Source organism: Candidatus Viadribacter manganicus, assembly GCF_001679665.1.
Taxonomy (GTDB): Bacteria; Pseudomonadota; Alphaproteobacteria; order Caulobacterales; family Aquidulcibacteraceae; genus Vitreimonas; species Vitreimonas manganica.
Window position 1 is genome coordinate 1,826,933 of the sequence record NZ_CP013244.1, and the last position, 15,030, is coordinate 1,841,962.

The following is a 15,030-nucleotide window of genomic DNA, read 5'->3' on the forward strand; positions in this document are numbered from 1 at the left end:
CGAACGGCGACTAAACCTCGCGCATGACCGAAGCGCTTCCGATCCTGCTCAACAATCTCATCGTCACGGCCGTCTGCTTCACAGCGCTTTGGCTCATCAGTATCCCCCTGAAAGATCCAAGCTACATCGATAGCTGGTGGGCGCTCGGCGTCGTCGTCCTCGCCTGGTCGACCTTCGTTCAAATCATCGATCCAGGACCGCACGCCTTCGCGCTTCTCTTCTTAGCCACGGCTTGGGGCCTACGCCTCGGCATCTATCTCTTCTGGCGCTGGTCCAATCACGGCAAGGATCGCCGCTACGAGAAGTTGGCCAAGCGCGCCAAAGAAAAACATGGCCTCAACTTCGCGCTGTTCTCGCTGCTCTGGGTGTTCGCGCCGCAACTCGTGTTGCAATTCATCGTCGCACTTCCCGCGCAGCTCGGCCCGATTTCGCAAGCCACTGAACTCGGCGCATTCGGCCACATCGGCATTTGGCTCGCGATCGCCGGCCTCGTTTACGAGGGCATCGCTGACGCGCAGCTCGCACACTTCAAATCGCTCGACGCCAACAAAGGCAAGGTCATGGACCAAGGCCTCTGGCGCTACTCACGTCATCCAAACTATTTCGGCGACATGGTCGCGTGGTGGGGCATGTGGCTGATCGCGCTCGACGCCGGGATGGGTCTTTGGAGCATCGCCGGCCCGCTCCTGCTCACGTTCCTACTCACGCGCGTCAGCGGCGGCCCCACAACAGAACCGCACCTGCAACGCACGCGTCCCGATTACGAAGCCTACAAAAGACGCACCAGCGCCTACATTCCGATGCCGCCGAAGATCAGCTGAACCGAGAGCGCGCCTTCGCAGCAAGATCGATCTTCGGCAACGGCCCGTTCGCACCAGCTTCGCCGGGCGCAGGCTCCGGCGCCCATGCCGTCTGCTGAAACTTAGAGCACACATATTCAGGCAAGAAGCGCGATTTGATCGCATACACGTGCTTGTCGCCGCCGCGCGATTGCTGCGTGTGATAGAACCGCTGCGGCGTGATGAGATGCAGCTCATCCTTCGCGCGCGTCATCGCCACGTAGAGCAGCCGCCGCTCCTCTTCCAACGCCGCCGTCGATCCCGTGCCGAGATCGGACGGCATGCAGCCATCAACCACATTCAACACGAACACATTCTTCCATTCCTGCCCCTTGGCCGAATGGATCGTCGACAAGATCAGATAGTCGTCGTCCTTCGATGACTTGCCACTCTCATCGCTCGTCGAGTTCGGCGGATCGAGCGTGAGCTCGGTCAAGAAACTGGTGCGCCCGCCAAACGTCGCACCGATGCGCTGCAATTGATCGATGTCACCAGCGCGCACGCGGGCGTCGTCATAGCGCTCGTTCATCATCGGCGTGTACCAACGCGCCGCCAAATCAAGATCGCTTGGCCAGGCCGGCGTCTTCTCCATCGCGGCAAGCATTTCTTTCAACGCATCCCACGCCTCAGCCGCGCCCGCTGGCGGCGCAGTGTTGCGCACCGCGCCATAGGGGCCGAACTCATCCACCGCATCCAGAATGCGCGCCGCCTTCGCGGGCCCAACCCCCGGCACGAGCTGCAACGTACGAAATCCCGCGATCCGATCGCCGCCATTCTGCGCCCAACGGAGGATCGCCAGAAAATCCTTCACATGCGCCGCTTCAAGAAACTTCAGGCCACCGAATTTCACGAACGGAATGTCGCGCTTCGCCAGCTCCAGCTCCACCGGGGCCGAAAAATCCGCCGCGCGAAAGAGGATCGCCTGCTGCATCAAAGTCAGCCCGCGCTCGCGCGCCTCAAGCACGCTCTCGGCGATGTAACTCGCCTGCGCCGCCTCATCACGCACGCTCACCAGCTTCGGCGCCGTTCCGCCGCTGCGTGTCGTGCGCAGATTTTTGGTGAAGCGCTCCTTCGCCAGATCGATTACCGCGTTCGACGCATCCAAGATCGGTGACGTCGAGCGATAGTTCTGCTCCAGCGTCACCAGCCGCGCCTCCGGCGTAAACGCTTTCGGAAACTCCAGAATATTGCGCACATCCGCCGCGCGGAACGAATAGATCGACTGCGCATCATCGCCGACCACAGTCACGCCGCGCCCATCCGGCTTCATCGCCAACAGAATGCGCGCCTGCAGCTTGTTCGTGTCTTGATATTCATCGACCAGAACGTGCTCGAACCGCGCGCCAACTTCGGCCGCGAGCGCCGGCTCATTCATGGCCTCGGCCCAGAGCCAAAGCAGATCGTCGTAATCCAACACGTTCTGCTTCTGTTTGGCTTCGACATACGCGCCGAACAGCGTCTTCAGCTCCGCGGTCCACTCGCGGCACCATGGAAACTGCGCCACCACCGCATCGTCGATCGACTCATCCGCATTCACGACGCGCGAATAAATCGCGAGGCACGTCCCCTTCATCGGAAACCTTTTCGCGCCCGTCGCGACGCCAAGCTCCTGGCGCACCATGCTCATCAGATCGGCGCTATCGCTGCGATCGTGGATGGTGAACTCCGGATCGATGCCGATCACTGGCGCCAGTTCCCGCAACAGCCGCGCGCCAATCGCGTGAAACGTCCCGGCCCACGGAATACGCACATCGCCGGCCATCACCTTGCCGACGCGCGCAATCATCTCACTCGCCGCCCGCCGCGAAAACGTCAGCAACAGAATGCGCGACGGATCGGCGCCATTCGCAACAAGATGCGCCACGCGGCAAGACAACGTCTTCGTCTTCCCCGACCCCGCACCCGCAATCACCAGCAACGGCGCAGAGCCATGCTCCACCGCCGCACGCTGCTCAGCGTTCAGATCATCCAGCGCAACCGACGTGATTCGCGACATGCTGCGAGGCTGGCGTGTTTTGCCTTTGTTCGCAACGCGGGGAGTGTTAAAGCGGAGCCACGGGAGGATCTCTGTGAGGGGACCAGTTCGGGAAGAAGCGGAACGCAAACTTCATAAGGTGCTAGACCGCGTCTGCGATGAAACGACGATCTCCCCGAACGGCATCGCCCACATCCAGCTCACGGTGCGCGACGTCGCCGCGTCGCGACCATTCTATCACCACCTGCTCGTCGAAACCTTCGGCATGTCGATTCAATACGACGTGCCCGGCCAGGTCTTCTACTGCATCGGCGCGCGCACCGGCCTGCTCATCCGCAACGCCGAGCCGCAACACCGCGACACGCCATTCGACCAATGGCGCATCGGCCTGCATCATTTCTGCTTCCGCCTCCGCTCCCGCGAAGATGTCGACGCGCTCGCCACATCGATGCAAACCTTCGGCGCCAAAATCATCCGCACCGGCGAAGAAGGCCCCTGGGCGCCCGGCTATTACTCGACGCTTTTCGAAGATCCAGACGGCATCCGCATCGAAGCCCTCTTCATCCCCGGCAGCGGCAATCTTGATCGCATCAAGGACGCGCCGCTCGCGCCAGTGGGCTAATTGCGCGTCGCGTTCCAGTTGAACAGGAAATTCCTGTGCTCCGCCCACGTCTGCCCTTCGACGTGATCACCCACCAGGCACGCCGCCGTATGATACGGCCCAACGCCATCAGTCGTGCGGAAACTCACACAAGTGCGTCCACGCGCCGTTCGCCAACGCCCTACTTCGATATCGCTCTCATAAAATGAGCCGGCGACGGTGCCATCGGCGTTCAGCGTCAGTTGCATCGGCTTGGTGTAGGGCTCGGACGGACTGGTCGAGAGATCGACAACCCAGGCGCCATTCAATCCAACCACAGGGGCCGGATCATTCGTCTGGGCCTGCGCAACGCACGCGGCCAACACCAGCACCAATGGCAAACCCGCAAGCACTCTCATCCAGATCTCCCAATTTGGAATCTGGTACGCACGCTTCGGACTTCAGGATCACAAATCTACGCTGCGTCCTAGCGGCTCAATTGCGCATCGGTGACGATCCGGTCGCGCCCTTCGAGCTTGGCCGCACGGACACACGCCTCCGCCCGCGCGATCAACGCAGGCGCCTCCTCGAATTCACGAAAGCGCGCCACGCCCATCGAAAGCGTGATCTCACCAATCACGTCCCCCGTCGATTTCAGCGACAAGCGCTTCGATTACACCGCTTTGCCGACCCGAGCCGCCAAAGCCTCCGCCAAATAGAGATTTGTGCGCGGCATGATCATCGCGAACTCCTCGCCGCCATAGCGCGCCGCCAACACATCGCCTTGCGCATGCGCACGGAGAACGGCCGCGATGTACCGGAGCACCTGATCGCCGAGCGAATGGCCCCACGTCTCATTGAGACGGCGGAAAAGGTCGATGTCGAACATGACCAGGCAAAGATCGCTCTTATCAGCGCCGGCGTCGTTGATGCGGCGGAGCATTGTATCTTCGAACATGCGCCGGTTAGCGAGGTCGGTCAGACCATCCGTCAGCGCCTCGACCTTCACGCTCTCCAGGGCCGTTTGCAGTTCCTGCACCTGGCGCAATCTGCTCTGCAAGCTTCAGATTGTTCTCGATCATCTCATGCGTAGTGACCGCAAGATGCTCGACAACGGATCGAAACTCCGCAGAATCGACGCCGCCCTCGAACCGTGTCGCCGCGTCTTGCAACACCTTCGCGTAAGAGCCCGCTTGCCCGCCCGCACTACGCAGATTGGACACCGTGTCATCGAGCTCACGTGCGATCGTCTCGCTGGTTTCGAGCATCTGGATCGAAAGCCGCGTGTTGGCGAAGAAGCGCTCGAACAATTCCTCATTGGCTTCGTCCGCGAACTGTTCGCCGCGCTGCAGCCGCGCCTCGATCTCCCGGCTCAAGTCCGGCTTCACGCCGGCGACGTGCGTCGTCCAAACTTCATAATTGGCCGGGCTGGTTGAAATCTGCCGTTCGCCCATCCGCTCGATGATATCGCGCGCCCGCTCGACGCCAGGCGCGCTGCGAAACATCGTTAAGTCGCCACTCATCAGACCCGCCCCGAAAGATCAGGGATCAAAAACTGGCTTAAAGTTGACGTTAATTTCTATTGCTAAAGCGCGATCAACTTTGGCGCGCGCATCTCTCACGATCGGCAAGCGCCTCACTTGCCTCGCGCTCCACCCCTGTTAGGTTCAGCAACGAGGGACCTCTTACGAGGAATGAAAATGCGCAAATTGATCTTAGCGACGGTCTTGCTTTGCATGGCCGCGGTCTCAGCCAGTGCGCAAACCCCGAGCATCCCTCCTGTCCCGATCCCGCGTCCGCCCGGCCCACCGCTCGGCGGCCTCTGCACTGATCTCGCGATCGTTGGTTGGAATGGCTCGCGTTCACCGCCTGGTGAACGCCTCGCTGCCAATGAAGTCGCGATCTATTTCCAAGTCCGCAACAACGGCCCACGCACCTACAACGCGCCGGATGACAACAAACAATGGATCTCGCTCATCCTCGTTACACCGAGCGGTGACCAGCAGATCGGCGTCAATGTACTTCCGGGCGATAGCCCCGGCGGTCCGGTTTCACTCGCGCGCGGCGCAAGTTGGCGCGGCCATGTCCGCGCGACATTGCCCGCCGGCGTCACCCGCGCTGGCGCAGCCGCCGCACGGGTTCAGCTCAATTACGCGCCCGCGAGCGGCAGCTGGTCGCCGCCGATCGACTGCAACACCGACAACAATCGGCTCGGCGTCAATTTCCGCTAGAAATCGCTAGCGCACGGCACGACCATCGGCCGCGCGCATTGATCCACGCATCGATGCGCCGGCTACGCCGGTGAATGAATTCCGGCATTTGCGAGCAGCAGTTTCAGCCGGCGATGCCAGTCATTCTCATCGCTCAGCGCATCCCACAACGGCCAGCACAGCGACCGTTCAATCGCATGCAGCAAGGTCCAATTGACCTCGAAGGCTAGATCGCCGTCGGCAGGCAGCATCGTCAGCAAGATTCGCACGTCCGCTTCCGATATGGGCTGACTTACATCTGCCCACAGACGCAGCACTTCATCGAGCTGATCTTGCGATAACGCGCTCGTCAGCTGCGGCGCCGCCTGACTTATCGCAACGATCGCGGCCTGCGCCGTCATGCGCCCTCCAGCGCCTCGCTCGCCTCAAGCCAGCTCGCCTCGGCCTTCGCCAGCGCCGTCGCCGCATGCGAGCGTTCTTTCAGCAGCGACTCCCCGCGCTTCTGATCCTTGGTGAACAGGTCCGGATCAGCCAAAGCAGCATCGATGCGCGCGAGCGCCTGATTGGCTTGCTCGATCTCTTTCTCCGCCGCCTCGAGCTTGCGCGTCAGTGTGTACTTCGAGTGCTTCGGCTTCGCATCCGCCTGCACTGCGGCCGCCATGCTGCTCGGCTTATCGCCCTCATCGGCCGGCCTATCCGCCGCCGCGACGAGCTTGCGATAATCTTCTAGATCGCCGTCATATTGGCGCGCGCGTCCGTGATAGACGAGCCACAGACGATCCGCGCACGCTTCCGCCAAATAGATATCGTGCGTGATCAACAGCACCGCGCCTTCGTAGCCGTTGATGGCATGGATCAACGCTTCGCGGCTATCGATGTCCAAGTGCGACGTCGGCTCGTCGAGGATCAGCACGTGCGGCTTACGGTGCGCCATAAGCCCCAGCAACAAACGCACCTTCTCACCGCCCGAAAGCTTTTCAACTTTCGTGTCGATCTTCTCGACGCCAAAGCCCATCCGCGCCGCAAGCGAGCGCAGCTTTGGCGGCGCCCAATCCGGCTCCAGGTCGCGCACGTGCTCAAGCACAGTCTCGCCAGCGCGCAATTCGTCGAGCTGATCCTGGCTGAAATAGCCCATCACAGCCTTTCCGGACGCCACACGCTTGCCGTTCAGCAACGCCAACCGCGCCGCGATCGACTTGACCAAGGTCGTCTTGCCCTGCCCGTTCGGCCCAATGATCACGATGCGATCATCATGATCGAGACGCAGCGACACACGCTTCAGCACCGGTTTGCCGACGATGTAGCCGCAATCGGCCTCATCCAACACAACGAGAGGCGAAGCGAGTTCAACCGGATTGTCGAAATGAAACGGAATCGTGCGCTCTTCGAGCGGCACGGCAATGTCCTGCATCTTCTCGAGCTGCTTAATCCGGCTCTGTGCCTGCGCCGCCTTCGAGGCCTTGGCGCGGAAGCGATCGATGAACTTCTGCAAGTGCGCCTTTTGCGCATCTTGCTTGGCCTTCATTCCAGCCGCGAGCGCCATGCGCTCCGCCTTCTTCTTCAGATACGCATCGTACCCACCGACGAAGACCTCGAGCTTCTTATCGTCGAGCGCCAGAATGTGCGTCACCGAACGGTTCAGCATTTCGCGATCGTGGCTGACGCAAATCACCGTGTGCGGATAATCGCGGAGGTATTCCTCAAGCCACGCCGCACCTTCGAGATCGAGATAGTTGGTAGGCTCGTCGAGGATCAAAAGATCCGGCGCCGAGAACAGCACGCCCGCCAGAGCCGCGCGCATACGCCAGCCGCCGGAGAACTCGCGCGCCGGGCGCCGCAGATCTTCCTGCTCGAACCCGAGGCCAACCATGATTGCGCTCGCACGCGCTTCGCCAGAATAGCCGTCGATCTCTGCCAGACGCATGTGAATGTCAGCGATGCGCTGGGGGTCTTCCGCCGTCTCCGCTTCCTTCAACAGCGACGTCATCTCCTCGTCCGCCGCCATCACCAGATCGAGCAGCGGTGTCTCCACTTGCGGCGCTTCCTGCGCCACGAACCCCATCCGCGCGCCGCGCCGGATCCGGATCGAAGCGTTCGCCTTGCCTACCTCATCGCGGATCAGCGTCAGCAACGTCGACTTGCCCGTGCCGTTGCGCCCGACAAGGCCAACCTTCCAGCCCTCGGCGATGAACGCATTGGCGTTCTCAAACAACGGCCGCGGGCCGAAGCGAAAGGTGAGGTCCGAAATCTCAAGCATGGGAGGGCCGCGTTAGAGCCGTCCTAGCCGCCGGATGCAAGCGCAGAGCTGCCCCTCTCCCCGTTGGGGTGCGTGGCGTCATGCTTCGACAAGCTTAGCATGACGCCATATCAAGCGCCAATTTCGGCAGCATCACCTAAGCCTGTCGAAGGGCGACGCATGCCACAAAGCATGGCGCAATGTAGCAGCGCGTTAACGCTGCATCGTGTCGCGAACGCGCCTATATTGAGATCGTCACGGAGGGGCCTCGCCCATGAACGCGACTAAACGCCCGCGCGTCGTCATTATCGGCGCAGGTTTCGGCGGTCTCACCGCTGCGAAGGCGCTGAAAAACGCGCCTGTCGATGTCACCCTGATCGACCGCCGCAACCACCATCTGTTCCAGCCGCTGCTCTATCAGGTCGCCACCGCCGGCCTTGCGCCCAACCAGATCGCGACACCCATTCGCGCCATCGTGCGCCAGCAGAAGAATGTCCGCGTCGAGCTCGGAACCGTCGAAGCGATCGACCCCGCGCAACGCCACGTCGTTCTGGGCGATCGGCATGTGCCCTATGATTATCTCATCGTCGCGACCGGCGCTCGCCATGCCTATTTCGGTCACGACGATTGGGAGCGCTTCGCGCCCGGCCTCAAAACACTCGAAGACGCCACAGAGCAGCGCAAACGTATCCTGCTTGCTTTCGAGCGCGCGGAACTTGAACCAGATCCAGCTGAACGTGCAGCTCTAACGACGTTCGTCGTCATCGGCGGCGGCCCGACGGGGGTCGAAACCGCCGGCGCCATCGCAGAACTCGCCAACAAGGCGCTCGCCCGTGACTATCGCCGCATCGATCCGAAATCGGCGCGCATAATCTTGGTGGAAGCCGCGCCGCGCATTCTCGGCAACTTCCCGCCGGACCTCTCGGAACACGCCCGCCGAGCACTTGAGAAACTCGGCGTCGAAGTCCGCATTGGCAATGCCGTCACCAAGGTCGACGAAACCGGCGTCACGCTCGGCGGCGAACACATCGGCTCGCGCTGTGTGATCTGGGCCGCCGGCGTGCAATCGTCGCCGGCAGCGCGTTGGCTCAGTCTGCCGGCCGATCGCGCCGGACGCGCCATCATCGGCGGCGATCTTCGCGCACCGCACCACCCCAACATCTTCATCATCGGCGATTGCGCCGCTGTGAACGGCGCGGATGGCAAGCAACTCCCCGGCGTCGCGCCCGTCGCCAAACAACAAGGCGATTACGCCGCACGCGTCATCAAGGCTGAATTCGAAGGCAACCCGCTCGCTGAACCCTTCGGCTATATCGACTACGGCAATCTCGCCACCGTCGGCCGCAAGGCAGCCGTCGCCGATTTTCGCGGCTTCCATCTCAAGGGCTTCATCGGTTGGTTCGTGTGGAGCGCGGCGCACATCTATTATCTGATCGGTTTCAAAAACCGTATCGCCGTCGCGCTCGATTGGGTTTGGTCGTACCTCACCTTCGAACGCGGCGCCCGCCTCATCACCGGCGACATTACCGATGAAGCGCCGGCCGCGACCGCAAAGCGCGACGCCGCCTAGGATCATTTGGAATTACTGACGTGCCGCTAAGCTAGTCGCGTAATTTCGCGCGCCACAGCGTGGCCGCCAACGCTAACGAAACGACCGACGAGCCGAGCCAGAACCAAATGGCCGGCTCGAAGTCGTACACGCGATCAGCGCCCACCATCACCGAATGCCGCTCAAGCAGCGCGCCAGAAATGTTCTCCTGCAACGCCGCGCCGAGATAGGAGAAAATCCCGATCACGCCCATCGCCGCGCCCGTCGCGCGCTTCGGACAAATATCGACGGCGAACAGACCACCGAGCGAGGCGACCAAACCCGCAAGCCCAAGCCCGAATAAGATCATCCCCGCGATCAGTGTCGGCATGTTCGCCGGACCGAAGAAGATCAGCGCCAGCCCGGCGATCTCACATATTCCGAAGATCAAATTCGCCGGCGGCCGCCGCGCGCCAAACCATCTATCGCTGATCCAACCATAGCCAACGGAGCCAACAATCCCCGCCAGCGTCGAGATCATCAGCATCGTTCCCGATGCCACTTCATCGAACCCGCGCGCTTCCTGCAGATAGAGCGGCCCCCACGAATTAATCGCATAACGCGTCACGTAATTCGCGGCGCTCGAAAGCCCCAGGATCCAAATCGTCGGATAACTCAGCACTGAAAACTGCAGCGCCAGCCGGCTTCTGGATTTATTTCCATCGCTCTCCGCGACGTGATCATTCTTCCAGTCGGCGACTGTCGGCAGGCCCATCGTTCGCGGCCGGTCGCGCATCAGCGCGTACATCATCACCGCCGTCGCCAAACCAATCGCCGCCGGCACGAAATAGCCGAAGTGCCAACCAAACGTCGCCACCGCCCAGCCGATCGCGAAGAATGTCAGTCCCTCGCCGAACGAATGCGACGTGATCCAGATCCCGTAATTGCGCCCGCGCTCGCGATTGGAAAACCAAGAGCTCAGCGCCACCACACTCCCCGGCGCACCAAACCCCTGAAACCAGCCATTCACGCCCCACAGGATCGCCGCCATCAACACCGTGTCGGCAAAGCCCATGCCGAAATTGCAAAGCGCCGACATCGCAAAGCCAAGCGGCAGGAACGTTCGCATGTTGGCGTGATCGGCTAGAAAGCCGTTCGTGAGCTTGCCCAGCGCGTACGTGTAGAAGAACGCCGATCCGATTAGCCCGAACTGCGCCGGCGTGAAGACACCCGCATCAATCATCGAGGGCTTCACCAGCCCGATTGCCAGCCGGCACGTATAGATCAGCCCATAGCCAAGCGTGATCGCCAACAACACGCGCCAGCGATGTCGCTTATAGAGCGCGTCGACCTCAGCCTGGCTTGCGCGCAAAGGCGCATCAGCCGCCGTCGCAAAGGCGCTCAAAAACCGTCCAATCACGTCCCGCCCCTTAATGTTTTGGGCGGAGCTTAGCGAATGTGATGAGAGTTTGAAGGACGGCGTAAGCAATCCAGGACATCCCAACCCCGCTCCCGCGAGCGAGGAATGGTGGACCCGAGGAGGATCGAACTCCTGACCTCTGCATTGCGAACGCAGCGCTCTCCCAGCTGAGCTACGGGCCCGTCCAGTGGGAGGCGCGGTATAGTGCCGGGCGCGGCGAAGCGTCAACCGGCGCCTGTGAGGTTGCCGAATCCGCCCGGCTCCGGGTATTCCGGGCCTCCATGATCCACATTCTCTTTGAACTCATCCGCGCGATCCTTGGACTGATCTCCATCGTCCTGATCGTCTACGTGGTCATTTCCTGGCTTTACGCTTTCGACATCGTCGATCGCCGCAACCAGTTCATCCGCTCGACCTGGGAGTTTTGCGCCCGGGTGACAGATCCCCTGCTCCGTCCGTTGCGGCGCCTGATTCCGCCGATCGCGGGGGTCGACCTTTCGGTTCTCGTGCTTCTGCTGTTGATCTCATTGCTGCAGCACGAAGTGACGTATTGGCTTGAAGGCGTGTTGCTCGGGACGCGAGGCATACTCTGAGCCGGCTGCGCGTCCGCCTTACGCCTTCCGGCGGCGCTGACCGCATCGACGGCGCCGCCAGCGACGAGACCGGCCTTTATCTCAAAGCCCGCGTCCGCGTCGCGCCCGAGAACAACGAAGCCAACCGCGCACTCGAAGCGCTGATCGCCAAAGCGTTCGGCGTCGCAAAAAGCAAGGTCAGCGTGTCGCGCGGGGGAACATCGCGCATGAAGACGCTCGATATCGAAAGCGCCACCGACGCAGACGTCGCGGCATTCGTCGCGCGCTTCACCTAGCACGCCACCATCGCCTATTCCCGGCTCGACGCTGTGTATCCTCCCGGGAATGGGTGGATAAAGCGAGTCACGGTGTTAAACACCGCCGCACAGATTCGCGGGAGCATTCATGACCGGACGCAGCATCGACGGCAAAGCCATCGCGGCGCGTGTTCGCGCCGACGTTGCGGCGGCGGTCAAGCAGCTCCCGGCGCAACCCGCCCTGGCGGTGGTGCTGGTCGGTGACGATCCCGCCAGCCACGTCTACGTCGCCAGCAAAGCCAAAATGACGGTCGAAGCCGGCATGCGCTCGGTCGAAATCCGGCTTCCGGCTGAAACAACGCAAGCCGACCTCATCGCCAAGGTCGAGCAGCTTTCCGCCGATCCCGACATTGACGGCATCCTGGTTCAACTGCCGCTGCCGAAGCACATCAGCGAACCAGCGGTGCTCGCCGCGCTCGATCCGCTGAAAGACGTCGACGGTCTCACCGAAGCCAGCGCCGGCAAGCTTGTCCTCGGCAAGCCCGGCCTTCGCCCTTGCACGCCGGTTGGCTGCGTCATCCTTGCGAAAACCGAACGCCCTGATCTCAGTGGCGCCAATATCGTCGTCATTGGCCGCTCCATCCTCGTCGGCAAACCAGCGGCGCTGCTCTTCCTCGAACAAAACGCCAGCGTCACCATCGCTCACTCAAAGACCCGCGATCTCAAGATGGTCTGCCGCGGGGCCGATATTCTCGTCGCCGCCGTCGGCCGTCCCGAAATGGTGCGCGGCGATTGGGTGCGCCCGGGCGCCATCGTCATCGATGTCGGCACCAACCGCGTGCCGGCGCCGGAGAAAGGCCCCAGCAAAGAGGGCAAACCGCAAACCAAACTCGTGGGTGATGTTGCGTTCGCAGAGGCCATCGAAGTCGCATCCGCCGTTTCGCCCTCTCCAGGCGGCGTCGGCCCCATGACCATCGCCTGCCTGCTGCGCAACACTGTACTCGCCGCCTGCGCGCGCCGCGGCTGGGACATTCCAGCTGCACTAAACTAGGCCGCGACAGCGCCCACGCCTGCAACGCCCTGCTCATTTGTGCGGCGCTCCGGGGTAAGCCCATGCCTTCGCCGCGCCTGAGCGGCGAAAAGCGACCCATGGCGCTTGCCGCCCCCTAACCACGCCGTTAGCTTCCCGCCCACAACCGACCCAGGGAGGGGATCGAACGTGGCAAACACCAAAAAGCCCAGCGGCCTTGGCCGTCTGTTCATTCGCAAGAGCGTTGAACAGATGCACGCCGAGCACGAACAGGGCGAACTCAAGAAAACACTCGGCCCGCTGAACCTCATTTTGCTCGGCATCGGCTGCATCATCGGCACCGGCATCTTCGTGCTGACCGGCCGCGCCGCGGCTGAATTCGCCGGCCCGGGCATCATGATCTCGTTCGTGATCACCGGAACGCTCTGCGCGCTCGTTGCTCTCTCTTATGCCGAACTGGCCTCGGCCATTCCGGTCTCCGGCTCCGCTTATTCTTACTCCTACGCATCCATGGGCGAGATCGTCGCCTGGATCATGGGTCTGTTGCTTGTTCTCGAGTACGGCCTCGCAGCGTCGACGGTCGCGGTCGGCTGGTCGGGTTACACCGTCAGCCTGCTCGCGGATCTTGGCGTGCACATACCGCCGGAGTTTACCGCAGCGCCCGGCGTCGAAGTCACCGACCACGATACTGGCGCCGTCATTGGCGTTGGCGTTCTCAACCTACCTGCCATCATCGGCCTTCTTGCGGTCACCACATTGCTCGTGGTCGGCATCTCGGAATCGGCGCTCGTCAACAACATCGTCGTCTTCATTAAGGTCGGTGTCGTCATCGCCTTCATCGTGATCGGCGCGAGCTACGTGAACACCGATCTTTGGTCGCCGCTCATCCCCGAACAAATTCCGGCGCCTCCGCCTGGAACGGACATGAGTATCGGCGCTCAGATCATGCGCGCGCTCGGCGGCGTTCTAACCGGCGCCGACACCGGCCAATACGGCGTCCCCGGCCTCATCACCGGCGCTGCGACCATCTTCTTCGCCTATATCGGCTTTGAAGCTGTCTCGACCGCTGGCGCTGAATCAAAGAACCCGGGCCGCGACATGCCGATCGGCATCCTCGGCTCGCTCATCATCTGCACGATCCTCTACATCATGACCTGCGCGGTCCTGGTCGGCATCGTGCCCTACCAACAACTCGACAACCCCGCGCCGATCGCACTCGCCGTCGACCAAATCGGCCTGCCGTGGTTTGCCTTTGTGGTGAAGCTCGGCGCCTTCGCCGGCCTCTCGTCGGTCATGCTGGTTCTGCTCTATGGCCAGACCCGCATCTTCTACACGATGGCCAAGGACGGCTTGATCCCGAAGGTGTTCGCCAACGTTCACCCGAAGTTCAAGACGCCGTGGGTCAACACGATCCTCGTTGGCCTGCTCGCCATGGGCTTCGCCGGTTTCATGGGTCTGGACGCTCTCGCAAACCTCACGAACGTCGGCACGCTCGCCGCCTTCGCGATCGTCTGCTTGACGGTTGTCTATCTGCGCTATGCACGTCCGAACATCAGCCGTCCGTTCAAGACGCCGCTGTTCCCCATCACGCCGATCCTCGGCGCGCTCATGTGCCTATTCCTGCTCATGTCGCTGATGGCGCACGTACCGACGCGCAACTTCTTCATCATCTACTTGGCCGGTGGCTTCCTGCTCTACTTCGCCTACGGCATGTGGAACTCGAAGCTGGCCAAGGGCGAGGTTGTCTCGGGTCACGAGCAGCCGAACCCGGTTCAGCCGAACCAATAAGCGAAACACTTCGCTGCAACAGCGCCGCCGTCGAAAGACGGCGGCGTTTTTGTTTGCCGTCGGGACGCACTCAATCCCGCGCATTCGCCGCGCGCGCATCCCAATGCTTGGAGAAGCGCCTCGAAAACCCGCGGATAGACGCCGTTCTATCCGACCGCGTTTGCCCCACATCTACGATGCGCGTTCATGCGGCCGCGCCAATCCTCACCCATTTCAGATCTTCGCCTTGCCAGGTTCGTTGCCTGGCTCAGCGCGCTCTTGGCGTGGGTGGCGCTCGGCGCACCGAAACGTTCGCCATCCGAGCAGCGGCGCGGCTCTCGCTATGGCGGGGTGACGATTACGCGTCTCCGCCATGCCGTTCGCCACATCATCATCCTTCACGCCGCGAAGCTGCTGCCACGACGGCCCCGGCACGTATGGCGCAATTTCGCGCTGTCGGGCCTTCGGTGCCGCAAAGGGCGCTGCACCCAACGCGTCGCCGCCGGCGTCTGGCTTCGCCGGCGTCTCAACGTCAAGGCGGCGCGATCACGCAAGTGCTTCATCTTCTCAAGATCTTGCGCAATTGCCACGCAGTCGCCGCGGCGCTCGCCGCGCG

The 15,030-nt window shown here is 62.1% G+C and carries 16 protein-coding genes and 1 tRNA gene; 8 read left to right on the forward strand and 9 right to left on the reverse strand.

What is annotated here, in order from left to right; translation table 11 throughout:
* Nucleotides 1-23: 23 nt before the first annotated feature.
* Nucleotides 24-821, forward strand: a complete 798-nt coding sequence (locus tag ATE48_RS09420) for a DUF1295 domain-containing protein (protein ID WP_066770579.1) — start codon at nt 24-26, stop codon at nt 819-821.
* On the opposite strand, the gene ATE48_RS09425 is transcribed toward ATE48_RS09420, so the two are convergent.
* The gene (locus ATE48_RS09425) at nt 814-2,835 is read right to left on the reverse strand and encodes an ATP-dependent helicase (RefSeq protein WP_066770581.1); all 2,022 of its coding nucleotides are present in this window, start codon (nt 2,833-2,835) and stop codon (nt 814-816) included. The two genes, ATE48_RS09420 and ATE48_RS09425, sit on opposite strands and share 8 nt — an antisense overlap.
* A gap of 73 nt (nt 2,836-2,908) precedes the next feature.
* On the opposite strand from ATE48_RS09425, the gene ATE48_RS09430 reads away from it, so the two are divergent.
* Nucleotides 2,909-3,436 carry a VOC family protein gene (locus tag ATE48_RS09430; RefSeq protein WP_228126877.1) on the forward strand — a complete coding sequence of 176 codons (528 nt, stop codon included), beginning with the start codon at nt 2,909-2,911 and terminating at the stop codon, nt 3,434-3,436.
* Here ATE48_RS09430 and ATE48_RS09435 read toward each other — a convergent pair.
* The 4 genes from ATE48_RS09435 to ATE48_RS09445 form a co-directional block, all read right to left on the reverse strand.
* Entirely contained in the window at nt 3,433-3,813 is a 381-nt protein-coding gene (locus ATE48_RS09435) for a YdgH/BhsA/McbA family protein (RefSeq protein ID WP_066770584.1), read from the reverse strand. The genes ATE48_RS09430 and ATE48_RS09435 overlap by 4 nt on opposite strands.
* A 68-nt stretch (nt 3,814-3,881) precedes the next feature.
* Nucleotides 3,882-4,058: a hypothetical protein gene (locus ATE48_RS19750; protein WP_228126878.1), complete on the reverse strand. Its 177-nt coding sequence runs from the start codon at nt 4,056-4,058 to the stop codon at nt 3,882-3,884.
* Between the two features lie 9 nt (nt 4,059-4,067).
* A complete protein-coding gene (locus ATE48_RS09440; RefSeq protein ID WP_156767701.1) occupies nt 4,068-4,433 on the reverse strand; it encodes a GGDEF domain-containing protein in 366 nt (121 codons plus the stop codon).
* On the reverse strand, nt 4,360-4,917 hold the full coding sequence (locus ATE48_RS09445; protein ID WP_156767702.1) for a PWWP domain-containing protein: 558 nt from the start codon (nt 4,915-4,917) through the stop codon (nt 4,360-4,362). Before ATE48_RS09445 ends, ATE48_RS09440 begins: the two co-directional genes overlap by 74 nt.
* Before the next feature lie 177 nt (nt 4,918-5,094).
* Between ATE48_RS09445 and ATE48_RS09450 the strand changes: the two genes are divergently transcribed.
* Nucleotides 5,095-5,625 (forward strand): hypothetical protein, encoded by a 531-nt coding sequence (locus tag ATE48_RS09450; protein ID WP_156767703.1) that lies wholly within the window; start codon nt 5,095-5,097, stop codon nt 5,623-5,625.
* 62 nt (nt 5,626-5,687) lie between these two features.
* Here ATE48_RS09450 and ATE48_RS09455 read toward each other — a convergent pair whose 3' ends face one another.
* Both ATE48_RS09455 and ATE48_RS09460 read right to left on the reverse strand, forming a co-directional pair.
* The gene (locus ATE48_RS09455) at nt 5,688-6,005 is read right to left on the reverse strand and encodes a hypothetical protein (protein WP_066770594.1); all 318 of its coding nucleotides are present in this window, start codon (nt 6,003-6,005) and stop codon (nt 5,688-5,690) included.
* Nucleotides 6,002-7,861 (reverse strand): ABC-F family ATP-binding cassette domain-containing protein, encoded by a 1,860-nt coding sequence (locus ATE48_RS09460; protein ID WP_066770597.1) that lies wholly within the window; start codon nt 7,859-7,861, stop codon nt 6,002-6,004. The genes ATE48_RS09455 and ATE48_RS09460 overlap by 4 nt, the downstream gene beginning before the upstream one ends.
* Nucleotides 7,862-8,114: 253 nt before the next feature.
* On the opposite strand from ATE48_RS09460, the gene ATE48_RS09465 reads away from it, so the two are divergent.
* Complete coding sequence (locus ATE48_RS09465; RefSeq protein ID WP_066770604.1) at nt 8,115-9,410, forward strand: NAD(P)/FAD-dependent oxidoreductase; 1,296 nt, start codon at nt 8,115-8,117, stop codon at nt 9,408-9,410.
* A 31-nt stretch (nt 9,411-9,441) separates the two neighbouring features.
* Here ATE48_RS09465 and ATE48_RS09470 read toward each other — a convergent pair whose 3' ends face one another.
* Both ATE48_RS09470 and ATE48_RS09475 read right to left on the reverse strand, forming a co-directional pair.
* Nucleotides 9,442-10,788: an MFS transporter gene (locus tag ATE48_RS09470; protein WP_228126879.1), complete on the reverse strand. Its 1,347-nt coding sequence runs from the start codon at nt 10,786-10,788 to the stop codon at nt 9,442-9,444.
* Between the two features lie 106 nt (nt 10,789-10,894).
* Nucleotides 10,895-10,970, reverse strand: a tRNA-Ala gene (locus ATE48_RS09475).
* Between the two features lie 99 nt (nt 10,971-11,069).
* On the opposite strand from ATE48_RS09475, the gene ATE48_RS09480 reads away from it, so the two are divergent.
* The 4 genes from ATE48_RS09480 to ATE48_RS09495 all read left to right on the forward strand — a co-directional run bounded on the left by ATE48_RS09480 (nt 11,070) and on the right by ATE48_RS09495 (nt 14,435).
* Nucleotides 11,070-11,381, forward strand: a complete 312-nt coding sequence (locus tag ATE48_RS09480; protein WP_083197263.1) for a YggT family protein — start codon at nt 11,070-11,072, stop codon at nt 11,379-11,381.
* 5 nt (nt 11,382-11,386) lie between these two features.
* Entirely contained in the window at nt 11,387-11,656 is a 270-nt protein-coding gene (locus ATE48_RS20540; RefSeq protein ID WP_228126886.1) for a DUF167 family protein, read from the forward strand.
* Between the two features lie 109 nt (nt 11,657-11,765).
* On the forward strand, nt 11,766-12,668 hold the full coding sequence (locus tag ATE48_RS09490) for a bifunctional 5,10-methylenetetrahydrofolate dehydrogenase/5,10-methenyltetrahydrofolate cyclohydrolase (protein WP_066770609.1): 903 nt from the start codon (nt 11,766-11,768) through the stop codon (nt 12,666-12,668).
* Nucleotides 12,669-12,836: 168 nt separating this feature from the next.
* Nucleotides 12,837-14,435 carry an APC family permease gene (locus ATE48_RS09495; RefSeq protein WP_066770611.1) on the forward strand — a complete coding sequence of 533 codons (1,599 nt, stop codon included), beginning with the start codon at nt 12,837-12,839 and terminating at the stop codon, nt 14,433-14,435.
* The last annotated feature ends 595 nt before the right edge of the window (nt 14,436-15,030 follow it).

Coding starts and splice junctions, on each gene's coding strand:
- ATE48_RS09420 (WP_066770579.1), top strand. CDS start 24: ATGACCGAAGCGCTTCCGATCCTGCTCAACAATCTCATCGTCACGGCC.
- ATE48_RS09425 (WP_066770581.1), bottom strand. CDS start 2,835: ATGTCGCGAATCACGTCGGTTGCGCTGGATGATCTGAACGCTGAGCAG.
- ATE48_RS09435 (WP_066770584.1), bottom strand. CDS start 3,813: ATGAGAGTGCTTGCGGGTTTGCCATTGGTGCTGGTGTTGGCCGCGTGC.
- ATE48_RS09445 (WP_156767702.1), bottom strand. CDS start 4,917: ATGAGTGGCGACTTAACGATGTTTCGCAGCGCGCCTGGCGTCGAGCGG.
- ATE48_RS09450 (WP_156767703.1), top strand. CDS start 5,095: ATGCGCAAATTGATCTTAGCGACGGTCTTGCTTTGCATGGCCGCGGTC.
- ATE48_RS09455 (WP_066770594.1), bottom strand. CDS start 6,005: ATGACGGCGCAGGCCGCGATCGTTGCGATAAGTCAGGCGGCGCCGCAG.
- ATE48_RS09460 (WP_066770597.1), bottom strand. CDS start 7,861: ATGCTTGAGATTTCGGACCTCACCTTTCGCTTCGGCCCGCGGCCGTTG.
- ATE48_RS09465 (WP_066770604.1), top strand. CDS start 8,115: ATGAACGCGACTAAACGCCCGCGCGTCGTCATTATCGGCGCAGGTTTC.
- ATE48_RS09480 (WP_083197263.1), top strand. CDS start 11,070: ATGATCCACATTCTCTTTGAACTCATCCGCGCGATCCTTGGACTGATC.
- ATE48_RS09490 (WP_066770609.1), top strand. CDS start 11,766: ATGACCGGACGCAGCATCGACGGCAAAGCCATCGCGGCGCGTGTTCGC.